This is a genomic window from Halogeometricum sp. S3BR5-2 (assembly GCF_031624635.1).
Classification (GTDB): Archaea; Halobacteriota; Halobacteria; order Halobacteriales; family Haloferacaceae; genus Halogeometricum; species Halogeometricum luteum.
This window is the reverse complement of the sequence record NZ_JAMQOQ010000001.1, coordinates 880,025-893,919: the sequence shown is the minus strand read 5'-3', so window position 1 is coordinate 893,919 and position 13,895 is coordinate 880,025. Positions and strand designations below refer to the sequence as shown.

The following is a 13,895-nucleotide window of genomic DNA, read 5'->3' as shown; positions in this document are numbered from 1 at the left end:
GTTTCCTGTCGCCGCCCGATGGTCCGGCCGCGCCCCGCCGAATCCGGAGAGTCATAATTCGTAGAGGTAATAATACGATACAGCAAATATTATTAAGCTACATCCACCAGATGACGACACGAATGAGCACCACCGAGGTAGTCGGAGCGGACGAGGGGTCGAGCGACCGCTGGGAACCGATTCGGGAGATGCCGCCGAGCGCGAAACTCGTGGCGAAAGTGCTGGACTACGACGACACGCTGACGCAGAGCCAACTCGCCGAGGAGACGCTGCTGCCGCCGCGGACGGTCCGCTACGCCCTCTCGCGTCTGGAGGACGCGGGCGTCGTCGACTCGCGGTTCTCCTTCTCCGACGCCCGCAAGCGCCTCTACACGCTGAACATTTAACCCGGAACGCGGGACCAGTCCCCCTGTGACTCCCGCCCCGTCGCCCCGTCCGACCGCCGCACGCCCGTCCGGCCCCCGGACCGCTTCGACCCCGCCGGACGACGCCGATTCGAGACCGGAGACGCCCGCGCCGTCTCCCGATGCCGTGCACACCGCGCTCAGAGCGCTGGCGACCGGCGCTCCGTCGTCGCCGCCGCCGAGGTATCGCGAGACGGTCGCCGAGGCCGAGGCGGCGACGGCGTCCGCAGTCGACGCCGCGGCGTTCCTCCGCGCGGGTCGACTCCCCGAACTCGCCCGGGCCGTGGCCGACGCCGAGAGCGAGGCGGCCGCGGGTTCGGGGCGCGGAGCGCCGCCGGACGGGGACGCGGCAGCGACCGCCGAGCGGGGACGACGGGCGCTTTCGACCCACCGGCGACTCGATTCGGCTATCGGACGAGCGTTCGGTCCCGAGGGCGAGGACGGGAACGAGGACGCCGACGAGAACGGAAAGGAGACGGCACCGGACGGCGAATCGGTCGGGGTCCGCGGGCCGCGAGGAGACGACGGCGACCACTTCCGCTCCGGTCGCGACATCGTTTTACCCCGGACCGACCAATCCGCGGACAGATGACACGGGTGATACACACCGGGGACACCCACGTGGGGTACCAGCAGTACCACTCGCCCGAACGGCGACGGGACTTCCTCGACGCCTTCGAGCAGGTGGTCGACGACGCGGTCGAAGAAGGGGTGGACGCCGTCGTCCACGCGGGCGACCTGTTCCACGACCGGCGACCGGAACTCCGCGACCTGTTGGGAACCATCGACGTCCTCAGGGACCTCGACGACGCGGGCATTCCCTTCCTCGCCGTCGTCGGCAACCACGAGTCGACCCGCGGCGGGCAGTGGCTGGACCTCTTCGAGAGCCTCGGCCTCGCCGAACGCCTCGGCGCCGCCCCTCGACTCGTCGGCGACACGGCGTTCTACGGCCTCGACCACGTCCCGAAATCCCGGCGCGACGAACTGACCTACGACTTCGAACCGCACGACGCCGCCCACGCCGCCCTCGTCGGCCACGGCCTGTTCACGCCGTTCGCGCACGCCGACTGGGACACCGAGACCGTGTTGGGCGAATCGAACGTCGACTTCGACGCCTTCCTCGTCGGCGACAACCACGCGCCGGGTACCGAGGAGGTGCTGGGGACGTGGGTGACCTACTGCGGGTCGACCGAACGCGCCAGCGCCGCCGAGGAGGCGGCCCGCGGCTACAACCTCGTCGCGTTCGGCGAGGAGGTGGACATCCGCCGACGCTCGCTCGACACGCGACCGTTCGCGTTCGTCTCGGTGGACCTCGCGGAGGGCGAGGGCGCCGAACGCGTCCGCGAGCAGATCCGCCAGCACGACGTGACCGACGCCGTCGCCATCGTGGAGATAACCGGCGCGGGCGAACCCGTGACGCCCGCCTCCGTCGAGGAGTTCCTGAGCGAACGAGGGGCGCTCGTCGCCCGCGTGACCGACCGCCGACAGGTCGAGACCGAGTCGGAACTGAGCGTCTCGTTCGCGGACCCCGACGACGCGGTTCGGGAGCGAGTAACCGACCTCGGCCTGTCGACGGCCGCCCGCGACGTCGAGGAGACGGTCCGCGCGAGCAAGACGGCCGACTCGAAGGTCCGCGAGGAGGTGAAGACCCGCGTCGACTCGCTGGTCGAGGACGGTGACCTCGCCGCGTTCTCGCCGGCCGAGAGCGGTGACGGTGGCGAGTCTGACGCCGACGCCGAAAGCGGAGCGGACGACGGTGCGGGCGCAGACGCCGCCGAACCCGACTCCGAGACCGCAGCGGACGAGGAGCGACCCCCCGAGAACGCGCCGGACGCAGGTGCCGTCGAGGCGGGGCCGGGCGAGACGGACGGCGGGGAAGTCGCCGTCGAAGAAGCGGACGAGAACTCCGATGACGCGGAGTCGGACGAACCGGACGAACCGGACGACCCGAGCAACGCGGAACTCGGGAGCGAAGACGACGCGTCCGACGCCGGCGCGGAGGAGGCGGCGGACGACTCGTCGAACGGCCAGTTCACCATGGAGGACTTCTAGATGCGCTTCGACCGGATTCGACTACAGAACTTCAAGCCGTACGCGGAAACCGACCTCGACCTGACCGACGGCGTCACCGTCATCCACGGGCTGAACGGCAGCGGGAAGTCCTCGCTCTTGGAGGCGTGCTTCTTCGCGCTGTACGGCGCGCACGCGCTGGACGAGACGCTGGAGGACGTGATGACGACCGGCACCGAGGAGGCCGAAATCGAGTTGTGGTTCACCCACGACGGCGGCTCCTACCACGTCGAGCGCCGCCTCCGGAAGTCGGGCGACCGGGTCCAGACGGCGAAGTGCGTCCTCGAAGGTCCGGAGACGACGGTCGACGGCTCCCGCGACGTGCGCGGGTTCGTCACCGACCTCCTGCGGATGGACGCCGAGGCGTTCGTCAACTGCGCGTACGTCCGGCAGGGCGAGGTGAACAAACTCATCAACGCGACGCCCGCCCAGCGGCAGGACACGATAGACGAACTCCTCCAACTCGGCAAACTGGAGGAGTACCGCGTCCGCGCGGGCAACGCCCGCCTCGGCGTCGAGGACGTCCTGACCGAACGGCGCGGCGGCCTCTCGAAGGTCGACTCGCAGATAGAAGCCAAGGAGGACGCCGACCTCCACGCGCGGCTGAACGCCCTGGAGACCGAACTCGGCGAGGTCGACGCGAAGATAGGGAACTACGAGGAACAGCGCGAGAAGGCGGTGTCGACGCGCGAAGACGCCGAGGACGTCCTCGAATCCTACCGCGAGAAGCGCGCGGAACTGGACGACCTCGACGGGGACATCGCCGACCTGCGCGAGACCGTCGAGGCGGACGAGCAGACGCGGGAGTCGCTCCGGAGCGAGGTCGGCGAGGCGCGCGACAGGGTCGAAGAACTCCGCGCCCGCGTCGACGACCTGCGCTCGGAGGCGGACCTCGACGAGGCGACGGCGGACGCCGTGGCCGACCGGCGCGAGGAACTCGACGCCCGCGAGGCGGAGGTGCGCGAGCAACTGACCGACGCGCGCCAGCGCCGGACGATGCTGTCGAATCAGGCCGAGAAGCTCCGCGAACGCGCCGAGGAGTTCGAATCGCGGGCGGCCGAGAAGCGCTCCCGCGCGGGCGAACTGGACGACGCCGCCGAGGAGGCCGAAGACGAACTCGAATCGCGCAGGGCCCGCCTCGACGAACTGGAGGACGAACTCGACGCCCTCGAAGGCGAGTTCGCGGACGCGCCCGCCGAACTCGGCGAGGCGTCGGCGCACCGCGAGCAGATCCGAGAGACGCTGGCCGGCGTGCGCGAGCGACTCACCGAGGCGAACGCCGAACTGGAGAACGTCCGCGACAGGCTCTCGGAGGCGAAAGACCTCCGCGCGGCGGGCAAGTGTCCCGAGTGCGGCCAGCCCGTCGAGGACTCCCCCCACGTCGACGCCATCGGCGAGTACGAGGCGCGCATGGAGGAGTTGGAGGCGACGCTCTCGGACCTCCGCGAGCGGCGCGAGGCGCTCGAATCGAAGGCCGAGCGGGCGGAGGAACTGGTCGAGGCGGAGAACCGGGTCGGCGAACTCCGGAACAGCCGGGACCTGTTCGAAGAGCGCATCGACGACGCCGCGGAGGCCCTCGAAGAGCGCCGGACCGAGGCGGAGTCACTGCGCGAGGCGGCCGAGGAACTCGACGCGGAGGCCGAGGAGAAGCGTTCGGCGGCGTCGACGCAGGCCGAGGCCGCCGAGGAGGCCGCGGAGACCGTCTCGGACCTCGAAGCCGAGGTAGAGGCGGTCGCGGACGCCGAGGAGCGCCTCGACGCGCTCTCCGACCGGCGCTCCGCGCTCGAAGAGACCGAATCGGAGATAGACCGCCTCGAAGAGCGGCGCGAGAACCTCGCCGACCTGAACGACGAGCGGCGGGAGCGGCTGGCCGAGAAGCGGGAGCGCCGCTCGTCGCTGGCCGAGGAGGTGGACGAGTCGACGGTCGAGGAGGCGAGAGAGCGCCGGGAGAACGCGGCGGAGTACGTCGAGCAGGTGGACGAGGAGCTGTCGAGTCTAAGGGAAGAACGCGACGAACTCCAGAGCGACATCGGCGGCGTGAAGGGCGAACTCGCGCAGTTGGAGGAGCTCCGCGAGGACCGCGAGGAACTCGCCGCGCGCGTCGACGCGCTCGAATCGCTCCACGCCGAGATAGAGGAGTTGGAGGCGATGTACGGCGACCTGCGCGCGGACCTGCGCCAGCGCAACGTCGAGAGCCTCGAACGGATGCTGAACGAGACGTTCGACCTCGTCTACGGCAACGACGCCTACTCGCGCATCCGCCTCGACGGCGAGTACGCGCTGACGGTGTTCCAGAAGGACGGCACCGCCCTGGACCCCGAACAGCTCTCGGGCGGCGAGCGGGCGCTGTTCAACCTCTCCTTACGCTGCGCCATCTACCGCCTGCTCGCGGAGGGCATCGAGGGCGCGGCGCCGATGCCGCCCCTCATCCTCGACGAACCGACCGTCTTCCTCGACTCCGGGCACGTCTCGCGCCTCGTGGACCTCGTCGACGAGATGCGCGAGTTGGGCGTGCGACAGATAATCATCGTCAGCCACGACGAGGAACTGGTGGACGCGGCGGACGAACTCGTGACGGTGGAGAAGGACCCGACGAGCAACCGCTCGTCGGTGCGACAGGAGGACGCGGCGGCGCTGGCGGCCGCCGAGTCGCTCGCGGACGACTGACTACCCTTCCGCTCCCCCGTTCCTCTCGCGAAGCTCCGCCACCGCCGCCTTCGTCGTCTCCGTCGCGGCGTACCCGCGTTCGCCGTACACGGTCGCCTCTTCGAGGAGCCCCGCCGCGCGGAACTCCCCGAGGAGGCCGTGGAGGTCGGACTCGCAGAGGTCGTAGGCGTCCAGCAGTTCGACGACCGAGACGGCCTCGCGGTCGGCCAGTTCGACCAGGAGGCCGAGCGAGCGCTCGCCGTGAACGGCCGTCATCAGTCGCCTGACGGGGTCGGAGACGGCCGACGCCGCGGTTTCGAGCGCGGAGTCGCCCTCGAACGTCACGTCGTCGTTCTCGACGTACCGCTCTTCGCCCGTCTCCGGGTCGCGGACGCGACTGGAGTCGCCGGAGCGTTTGACGAGCAGGTAGCGCTTGCCGTCGCCGTCGCGGACCGTCTGCATGGGCAAGCGGAGGGCGCTGAGACGAATAGGGGTTGCGTTCGGGGAGTCGAGCGGGGCTCCGCCCGCCGCGTCGGCCGCGACGGACGTTGGGCGTTCGGCGCCCGCCCGCCTACACGAACTCCTTCAGCGTGATCGTCCGAGTCGTCTCGACCCACGCGAGCGGGTTCTGCGGGTCGTAGAAGACGACTCCACCGTCGATGTCGTAGGACTCGACGTCGTCGAGCCCGTTCGCTTCGCCCGCCGACGACTGCGCGGCAGGCGACCGGTCCGACCGCTTCGAGTTCGCGTGGTCGGTCATGGTGGTACAGCGTGGTACGAGGTGGCACACTAAATGTGTTGCGTATGCGCACCTTCTTTTTCTGACAGCAATTTTGCCGCTAACGATAGTCGGTGCGAGCGGGTTCAGCGGCGAAAAGCCGAGGTTTTTAGCCGGGAGTGCCGAACGGGTCGGCATGAAGCAGGCAGGGCTCACGGACGGCGATTGGGGCGGTGGCGGCGACGGCGACGCGGACGGCGCGCGGCCGGCGGCCGAGGCCGAACACGTCGCGGGCGACGGGAGCCAGCACGTCTCGGACGTCGTCGACTCCGAGGAGATACGCTTTCCCGACGCCGACGGCACCGTCGAACTCGCCGTCACGCAGGTGGATTACACCATCGAGGGGAACGGCAACAACGAGTACCCGGTCGTCCACGTCTTTGGCCGCACGCGCGAGAACGAGACCGAGCACGTCCGCGTCCTCGGGTTCGAGCCCTACTTCTACGCGCCGACCGACACGCTGGACGACGACCTCCTCGACAAATCGGTCATCACGCGGACCGAGTCGGGGTACGAGAGCATCCGCGGCGAGGAACTGACGAAAATCTGCACGCGCACGCCGCGGGACGTGGGACAGATCCGCGACGAGTTCGACCACTACGAGGCGGACATCCTCTTTCCGAACCGCCTCCTCATCGACAAGGACATCCAGAGCGGCGTCTGCGTCCCCGCGCGCCGCCTCGACGACGGCACCGTCCAGGTGCCGCACGACGAAGTCGTCCCCATCGACGTCGACGCCGACCTGCGCGTGAACACCTTCGACATCGAGGTGGACGACCGCTCGGGGTTCCCCGAGGAGGGCGAAGAGCCCATCATCTGTCTCACCTCCCACGACTCCTACCGCGACGAATATATCGCGTGGCTCTACAACGCACCCGAGGCCGGCGACGGCGTCGAGTCGCCGACCGACCTCGGCGACTACCAACCGCTGGACGACGCCACCGAGGTGGAGATTCGCGCGTTCGACCGCGAGGGGGAGATGCTCGACGCGTTCGTCCGGTACATCGAGGAGACGGACCCCGACGTGCTCACCGGCTGGAACTTCGACGACTTCGACATGCCGTACTTCCTCGACCGACTGGACGTGGTGAATCCCACCTCCGACTACGACCTCGACCCGGACCGCCTCTCCCGCGTCGGCGAGGTGTGGCGGAGCGGATGGGGCGGCCCCGACGTGAAGGGCCGCGTCGTGTTCGACCTGCTGTACGCCTACAAGCGCACGCAGTTCTCCGAGTTGGAGTCCTATCGCTTGGACGCCGTCGGCGAACTCGAACTCGACGTGGGAAAGGAGCGCTACTCCGGGAACATCGGCGACCTGTGGGAAGAGGACCCGAAGCGACTGCTTGAGTACAACGTCCGCGACGTGGAACTCTGCGTCGAGATAGACAGAAAGCAGGACGTCGTCGCCTTCTGGGACGAGGTGCGGACGTTCGTCGGCTGTAAGTTAGAGGACGCGACGACGCCCGGCGACACCGTCGACATCTACGTGCTGCACAAGGTCCACGGCGAGTTCGCCCTGCCGTCGAAGGGGCGACAGGACGCAGAAGAGTACGAGGGCGGCGCCGTCTTCGACCCCATCACGGGCGTCAAGGAGAACGTCACCGTCCTCGACCTGAAGTCGCTGTACCCGATGTGCATGGTGACCACCAACGCGTCGCCGGAGACGAAGGTCGACCCCGAGACGTACGAGGGAGAAACGTTCCGCGCGCCCAACGGGACGCACTTCCGGAAGGAACCGGACGGCATCATCCGGGAGATGGTGGACGAACTCCTCGAAGAGCGAGAGGAGAAGAAGCGACTCCGGAACGAGAACGACCCCGGCAGCGCGGCCTACGAGCAACTCGACCGACAACAGGGCGCGGTGAAGGTCATCATGAACTCGCTGTACGGCGTGCTGGGGTGGGACCGCTTCCGCCTGTACGACAAGGAGATGGGCGCCGCCGTGACCGCCACCGGACGGGAAGTCATCGAGTTCACCCAGCGGACCGCCAACGAACTCGGGCATTCTGTCGCATATGGAGACACGGATTCCGTCATGCTCGAACTCGGCCCCGACGTGTCGAAGGAGGAGGCCATCGAGCGGTCGTTCGACGTCGAAGAACGAATCAACGACGCCTACGACGAGTTCGCCCGCGACGAACTCGGCGTCGACCTGGAGGGCGGCGAGGAGCACCGCTTCCAGATAGAGTTCGAGAAGCTGTATCGCAGGTTCTTCCAGGCGGGCAAGAAGAAGCGCTACGCCGGCCACATCGTCTGGAAGGAGGGAAAGGACGTCGACGACATCGACATCACCGGCTTCGAGTACAAGCGCTCGGACATCGCGCAGGTTACGAAGGAAGTCCAGCGAGAGGTCATCGAGATGATCGTCTACGGGGAGGCCAACGAGGACATCAAGGAGTACGTCCACGAGGTCATCGCCGACTTCCAGGAGGGGAACCTCCCCCTCGACGAGGTGGGGATACCGGGCGGTATCGGCAAGCGCCTCGACGCCTACGACACGCGGACCGCGCAGGTCCGCGGGTCGTTGTACGCCAACGCCTTCCTCGGGACGAACTTCGGGCGCGGGTCGAAGCCGAAACGGCTCTATCTGAAGAAGGTCCACCCCTCGTGGTTCCGCCGGATGGAAGACGAAGAGGGGTTCGACCCGCAGCGAGACGACCTGTACGGGCAGTTCAAACGCGACCCGGACGTCATCTGCTTCGAGTACGACGACCAGGTGCCCGAGGCGTTCGAGGTGGACTGGGAGACGATGCTGGAGAAGACCTTGGAAGGACCCATCGCCCGCATCATCGAGGCCCTCGGCATGTCGTGGGACGAGGTGAAGTCCGGCCAGCAGCAGACCGGGCTCGGCAGCTTCATGTGAACGCGGCGCACGCGACGTAGACGCGGCGAGACGGCGGGAAATCCCGTCTCGACCCGCCGTCGGACTCGCGGCGCAGTCCAAACACACCCTTTCTGAAAAACAAATAAATTTTCTCTCGCGTTAAGCGAGCGGTGGCGAATGCGTAACCATTATGCGTCGCACTACCCTCCGTTCTGGTACGAGGCGACGAGACAACAATGGCTACACTCGAAATCAAGAACCTCCACGCGCAGGTCGCGGAGGAGGGCGGTGAAAAGATTCTTCGTGGCGTCGACTTGGAAGTCAAATCGGGCGAGATCCACGCGCTGATGGGCCCGAACGGCTCCGGGAAGTCGACCACCTCGAAGGTCATCGCGGGACACCCGGCGTACGAGGTGACCGACGGTGAGATCCTCCTCCACCTGGAGGAGGACGAGTTCGGCGACGAACTCGAGATTCCCGAGGACAAGCGCACGTGGAACCTCCTCGACCTGGAGCCGAACGAGCGCGCGGCGCTCGGCATCTTCCTCGGCTTCCAGTACCCCGCGGAAATCGAGGGCGTCACGATGACGAACTTCCTCCGCACGGCGCTGAACGCCAAGCTCGAAGAGCGCGAGGAGCTGTTCGAGGGCGACGAGGACGAGGAAGCCGAGGCCGACGACGAGGAGTCCGGCTACGAGACCTCCCCCATGGAGGGGCCCGCCGACGAGGGCGAGATCGGCGTCGCGGAGTTCCAGCAGCTCCTGAAGGAGAAGATGGAGCTTCTGGACATGGACGAGAAGTTCGCCCAGCGCTACCTCAACGCCGGCTTCTCCGGCGGGGAGAAAAAGCAGAACGAGGTGCTGCAGGCCGCCATCCTCGAACCGTCCATCGCGGTGCTCGACGAGATCGACTCCGGGCTGGACATCGACCGCCTGCAGGACGTCTCGAACGGTATCAACGCCCTCCGCGACGAGCAGGGCACGGGTATCCTCCAGATCACCCACTACCAGCGTATCCTCGAATACGTCGAACCCGACCACGTCCACATCATGCTCGACGGCGAAATCGCCAAGAGCGGCGACGCATCGCTCGCAGAGCAGCTAGAGGACGAAGGATACGACTGGGTTCGCGAGGACGTGTACGGGACAGCCTAATACGCATCGAGCCCGCAACACAAACTAGACACTAACATGAGTTCAGATCAAGACCACCTCAAAGAAACCGACACGGAAGCTCGCTTCGAGTTCAAGAAGGAGCAGAACTCGTCGTTCCAGACGGAGAAGGGCCTGACCGAGGAGACGGTCCGCGTCATCTCCGAGGACAAAGACGAGCCCGAGTGGATGCTGCAGCGGCGCCTCCGCGCGCTGAAGCAGTTCCAAGAGATGCCGATGCCGACCGACTGGCCCGGCCAGCCCGACCTCTCGGAGGTCGACGTCAACGAAATCGTCCCGTACATCCGCCCCGACGTGGAGACGCGCGGGAGCGTCGACGACTGGACGGACCTGCCGGACGACATCAAGGACACCTTCGACAAACTGGGCATCCCCGAGGCCGAGAAGAACGCGCTCTCGGGCGTCGGCGCCCAGTACGAGTCCGAGGTCGTCTACCAGAACATGCAGGAGCGCTGGCAGGAGAAGGGCGTCGTCTTCATGAACATGGACCAGGCGGTCCAGGAGCACGAAGACATCGTCAAGGAGTACTTCATGACGAAGTGCGTTCCCCCGAGCGACAACAAGTTCGCCGCGCTCCACGGCGCCATCTGGTCGGGCGGGTCGTTCGTCTACGTCCCCGAGGACACGACGGTCGACATGCCCGTGCAGGCGTACTTCCGCATGAACTCGGAAGGAATGGGCCAGTTCGAGCACACGCTCATCGTCGCCGAGGAGGGCTCCGAAGTCCACTACATCGAGGGCTGCTCGGCGCCGAAGTACTCGGCGTTCAACCTCCACTCCGGCGGCGTCGAGGTGTTCGTCGGCGAGGACGCCCACGTCCAGTACTCGACCGTGCAGAACTGGTCGAAGAACACGTACAACCTCAACACCAAGCGCGCCATCGTCGAGAAGAACGGCCGCATGGAGTGGATTTCGGGCTCCATGGGCTCGAAGGCAACGATGCTGTACCCCGCGACCATCCTGAAGGGTCGCGGCGCCTCCGACAACCACATCACCATCGCCTTCGCGGGCGAGGGACAGAACATCGACACCGGCGCGAAGGTGTACCACAACGCGCCGGACACGAAGTCGACCATCGAGTCCAAGTCCATCTCGAAGGACGGCGGCCGCACGAACTACCGCGGCCTCGTCCACATCTCCGAGGGCGCCGAGAACTCCTCGACGGCCGTGGAGTGCGACGCGCTGATGTTCGACAACGAGTCCACCTCGGACACGATGCCGTACATGGAGATCAACGAGTCCACCGTCGACGTGGCCCACGAGGCGACCGTCGGTAAAATCGGCGACGAGGACATCTTCTACCTCCAGTCGCGCGGACTGGACGACGACGACGCCAAGCAGATGATCGTCTCGGGCTTCATCGAGCCCATCACGGAGGAACTGCCCATCGAGTACGCGGTCGAACTCAACCGCCTCGTCGAACTGGAGATGGAGGGTAGCCTCGGATAACATGAGCGCGCAGCTACCAGCCAGCCTCTCCGAGGAGACGGTCAGAGAGATATCCGAGGGGCGAGACGAACCCGAGTGGCTCCTCGAGACCCGTCTGAACGCCCTGGAGGCGCTCGAGACGGTCGACCTGCCGGACGTCATCCAGACGCCCGGTCGCCGCTGGACGAACCTCGAAGCGCTCGACTTCGAGGACCTCGTCGACCCGCTGAACCAGTCCGACGAGACCGAACGCGTCACCGACGAGGGCGTCCACGTCCTCCCGTTCACCGAGGCGTTCGACGAGTTCGGCGACGTCCTGGAGGAGAACTTCGGGCAGACGGTCGCCCCCGAGTCGAACTACCTGACGGCGCTGTCGACGGCGCTGTTCACGACCGGCACGTTCATCTACGTCCCCGAGGGCGTCGACGCCAAGGACGTGAAGGTCCGCGCGGAGATGAACTCGAAGTCGCTGTTCAGCCACACCCTGGTCGTCACCGAGGACTCCTCCTCCGTGACGATTCTGGAGCGAATCGAGAGCGGTGGGAGTACCGAGGGCGACCGGTACTTCTCGAACCTCGTCGAGATAGCGACGGGCGAGAACTCCTACGTCCAGTACGGCTCGCTGCAGAACCTCGACGACGACACGTACCACTACACGCTCAAGCGCGGCGACGCCGACGTGTACGGTACCATCAACTGGATCGAGGGCAACATGGGTTCTCGGCTCACGCGCTCTGACGTCGAGACCGAACTCAACGGCGACTCCTCGGAGACGCAGATCGTCGGCGCGTTCTTCGGCCACGAGGACCAGCACCTCGACCTCAACGCCCGCGTCTGGCACCAGGCGGAGAACACGACCGCCGACCTCGTGACCCGCGGCGTCCTCGACGACGAGGCGCGCTCGGTGTACGAGGGAGTTCAGGACGTCGGCCGCGACGCGTGGAACACCTCCTCGTACCAGCGGGAGAACACGCTGATGCTCTCCGACGAGTCCGAGGCGGACGCGTCGCCGAAGCTCATCATCCACAACCACGACACCGAGGCCTCCCACTCCGCGACGGTCGGACAGGTCGACAAGGAGGACCTGTTCTACATGACCTCGCGGTCGGTGCCGGAGCGAACCGCGCGCAACATGCTCGTGGAGGGCTTCTTCGTGCCCGTCCTCGACGAAATCGCGGTCGACGAGTTCCGAGAGGACCTCGAAGAACTCATCTCCGCCCGTCTGCGGTAGGCCTTCGCTCTCTCGTCTCCGCGCTCCTCTCTCTTCGGTTCTTCGCGCATCGGTTCCCGCCACCGTCCGAGCGGTGCACGTCGCGTCCGACCGTGACACTCCGATTCGTCGGTCAGTCACGGAACTATCACGCTGTCAACTGTTTTCTCCGCGCCCGTCGTACTCTCCGCTCGGTGAGTCACGATGTCGTCAGACCGACCCCCCGAACCGTTCCGATACGACGCCGAGGTCCGCCCCGGCGAGAAGCGACACGTGCTGTACGAGGTGGGCGAGTCCTACCTCGGCGACGCGATAGAACTCCCGGTGACCGTCATCAACGGGTCGCGGGCCGGTCCGCGCGCGTTCGTTAGCGCGGCGATGCACGGCGACGAGGTCAACGGCGTGAAGGTCGTCCAAGAGGTGGCCGACAGATACGACCCGCAGGACTTGGCGGGCACCATCGTCTGCCTCCACGTCGTCAACGTGCCGGGCTACCGCGCGCACATGCGCTATCTTCCCATCTACGACCGCGACCTGAACCGGTCGTTCCCCGGGTCCGACCGGGGGAACGAGGCGCAGCGAATCGCGAAGGTCATCTACGACCGCTTCGTCTCGAACTGCGAGTTCGGCGTCGACTTCCACACCTCGACGCGGAACAAGGTGACCATCTTCCACACGCGCGCGGACATGAGCGACCCCGCCGTGGCCGAGGTGGCGAACGGCTTTCTCTCGGCCGTCGTTCTGGACGGCGTCGGCTCGAAGGGGATGCTCCGCCGGGTCGCCTCCGAGGACGGGATACCCACCATCACCGTCGAGATGGGCGAGGCCAAGCGGTACCAACCGCTCATGGTCGAACGGGCGCTCGAACACCTGCACAACCTCTTCGCCTCGTTCGGGATGGTCGACGACGAGTTCGAGTCCGAACCGCCGTGGCAACGCGTCGTCGGCCCGAAGGAGAAGACGTGGATTCGGTCGAACGCCGGCGGATGGGTCGACATGGAGTGGGGTCCCTACCCCATCATCGACGAGGGCGACGCCGTCTGCACGATATCGGATCACTTCAAGCGCGAAGAGCACGTCGTCGAAGCCCCGTTCACGGGACTCGTCGTCGGCATGGCGGCGAACCCGATAACGGTGCCCGGTCAGATCGTCGCCCACCTCGTCGCCGTCGACGAGGACGACCGGCCCGTCATCGAGGACGTCATCGACCGGGAGGGGTACGCCGCCCTCGGAACGTACCACTGGATGGGCCGTCAGACGGCGCCGGGGGCGACGCGGCGGACGACGACCCGGAAGACGGACGCGACGGCGGCGGGCGAGCGCAACGAGTGAGTCGGGGGCGAGCGACTCCCGTCGCGTCGCC

The 13,895-nt window shown here is 66.8% G+C and carries 11 protein-coding genes; 9 read left to right on the top strand and 2 right to left on the bottom strand.

The window, feature by feature from the left end; all coding sequences use genetic code 11:
* Nucleotides 1–122: 122 nt before the first annotated feature.
* Genes NDI79_RS04610 through rad50 form a run of 4 tightly spaced genes read left to right on the top strand, consistent with a single transcriptional unit; the run spans nucleotide 123 to nucleotide 5,141 of the window.
* Entirely contained in the window at nucleotides 123–386 is a 264-nt protein-coding gene (locus NDI79_RS04610) for a winged helix-turn-helix domain-containing protein (protein WP_310927264.1), read from the top strand.
* Between the two features lie 25 nt (nucleotides 387–411).
* Nucleotides 412–996: a DUF7966 family protein gene (locus NDI79_RS04605; protein WP_310927263.1), complete on the top strand. Its 585-nt coding sequence runs from the start codon at nucleotides 412–414 to the stop codon at nucleotides 994–996.
* Nucleotides 993–2,456 (top strand): DNA double-strand break repair protein Mre11, encoded by a 1,464-nt coding sequence (gene mre11 / locus NDI79_RS04600; RefSeq protein ID WP_310927262.1) that lies wholly within the window; start codon nucleotides 993–995, stop codon nucleotides 2,454–2,456. The genes NDI79_RS04605 and mre11 overlap by 4 nt, the downstream gene beginning before the upstream one ends.
* Entirely contained in the window at nucleotides 2,457–5,141 is a 2,685-nt protein-coding gene (gene rad50, locus NDI79_RS04595; protein ID WP_310927261.1) for a DNA double-strand break repair ATPase Rad50, read from the top strand.
* Here the strand turns inward: rad50 and NDI79_RS04590 are convergent, their stop codons facing one another.
* Entirely contained in the window at nucleotides 5,142–5,582 is a 441-nt protein-coding gene (locus tag NDI79_RS04590; RefSeq protein WP_310927260.1) for a DUF7346 family protein, read from the bottom strand. It abuts the gene before it with no gap.
* A 109-nt stretch (nucleotides 5,583–5,691) separates the two neighbouring features.
* On the bottom strand, nucleotides 5,692–5,880 hold the full coding sequence (locus tag NDI79_RS04585; protein WP_310927259.1) for a DUF7331 family protein: 189 nt from the start codon (nucleotides 5,878–5,880) through the stop codon (nucleotides 5,692–5,694).
* Nucleotides 5,881–6,034: 154 nt separating this feature from the next.
* Here NDI79_RS04585 and NDI79_RS04580 point away from each other — a divergent pair, with 154 nt between their 5' ends.
* The 5 genes from NDI79_RS04580 (at nucleotide 6,035) to NDI79_RS04560 (ending at nucleotide 13,864) form a co-directional block, all read left to right on the top strand.
* Nucleotides 6,035–8,761, top strand: coding sequence for a DNA-directed DNA polymerase (locus NDI79_RS04580; protein ID WP_310927258.1), 2,727 nt, complete (start codon nucleotides 6,035–6,037; stop codon nucleotides 8,759–8,761).
* A gap of 197 nt (nucleotides 8,762–8,958) precedes the next feature.
* Complete coding sequence (locus tag NDI79_RS04575) at nucleotides 8,959–9,876, top strand: ABC transporter ATP-binding protein (RefSeq protein ID WP_310927257.1); 918 nt, start codon at nucleotides 8,959–8,961, stop codon at nucleotides 9,874–9,876.
* Between the two features lie 36 nt (nucleotides 9,877–9,912).
* A complete protein-coding gene (gene sufB / locus NDI79_RS04570; RefSeq protein ID WP_310927256.1) occupies nucleotides 9,913–11,343 on the top strand; it encodes a Fe-S cluster assembly protein SufB in 1,431 nt (476 codons plus the stop codon).
* A 1-nt stretch (nucleotide 11,344) separates the two neighbouring features.
* Complete coding sequence (sufD, locus tag NDI79_RS04565; RefSeq protein ID WP_310927255.1) at nucleotides 11,345–12,553, top strand: Fe-S cluster assembly protein SufD; 1,209 nt, start codon at nucleotides 11,345–11,347, stop codon at nucleotides 12,551–12,553.
* A gap of 183 nt (nucleotides 12,554–12,736) precedes the next feature.
* Complete coding sequence (locus tag NDI79_RS04560) at nucleotides 12,737–13,864, top strand: succinylglutamate desuccinylase/aspartoacylase family protein (protein WP_310927254.1); 1,128 nt, start codon at nucleotides 12,737–12,739, stop codon at nucleotides 13,862–13,864.
* Nucleotides 13,865–13,895 lie beyond the last annotated feature (31 nt).

Bases quoted from the DNA above. Each gene is read 5' to 3' on its own strand.
- NDI79_RS04610 (WP_310927264.1), top strand. From the start codon at position 123: ATGAGCACCACCGAGGTAGTCGGAGCGGACGAGGGGTCGAGCGACCGC.
- mre11 (WP_310927262.1), top strand. From the start codon at position 993: ATGACACGGGTGATACACACCGGGGACACCCACGTGGGGTACCAGCAG.
- rad50 (WP_310927261.1), top strand. From the start codon at position 2,457: ATGCGCTTCGACCGGATTCGACTACAGAACTTCAAGCCGTACGCGGAA.
- NDI79_RS04590 (WP_310927260.1), bottom strand. From the start codon at position 5,582: ATGCAGACGGTCCGCGACGGCGACGGCAAGCGCTACCTGCTCGTCAAA.
- NDI79_RS04585 (WP_310927259.1), bottom strand. From the start codon at position 5,880: ATGACCGACCACGCGAACTCGAAGCGGTCGGACCGGTCGCCTGCCGCG.
- NDI79_RS04580 (WP_310927258.1), top strand. From the start codon at position 6,035: ATGAAGCAGGCAGGGCTCACGGACGGCGATTGGGGCGGTGGCGGCGAC.
- NDI79_RS04575 (WP_310927257.1), top strand. From the start codon at position 8,959: ATGGCTACACTCGAAATCAAGAACCTCCACGCGCAGGTCGCGGAGGAG.
- sufB (WP_310927256.1), top strand. From the start codon at position 9,913: ATGAGTTCAGATCAAGACCACCTCAAAGAAACCGACACGGAAGCTCGC.
- sufD (WP_310927255.1), top strand. From the start codon at position 11,345: ATGAGCGCGCAGCTACCAGCCAGCCTCTCCGAGGAGACGGTCAGAGAG.
- NDI79_RS04560 (WP_310927254.1), top strand. From the start codon at position 12,737: ATGTCGTCAGACCGACCCCCCGAACCGTTCCGATACGACGCCGAGGTC.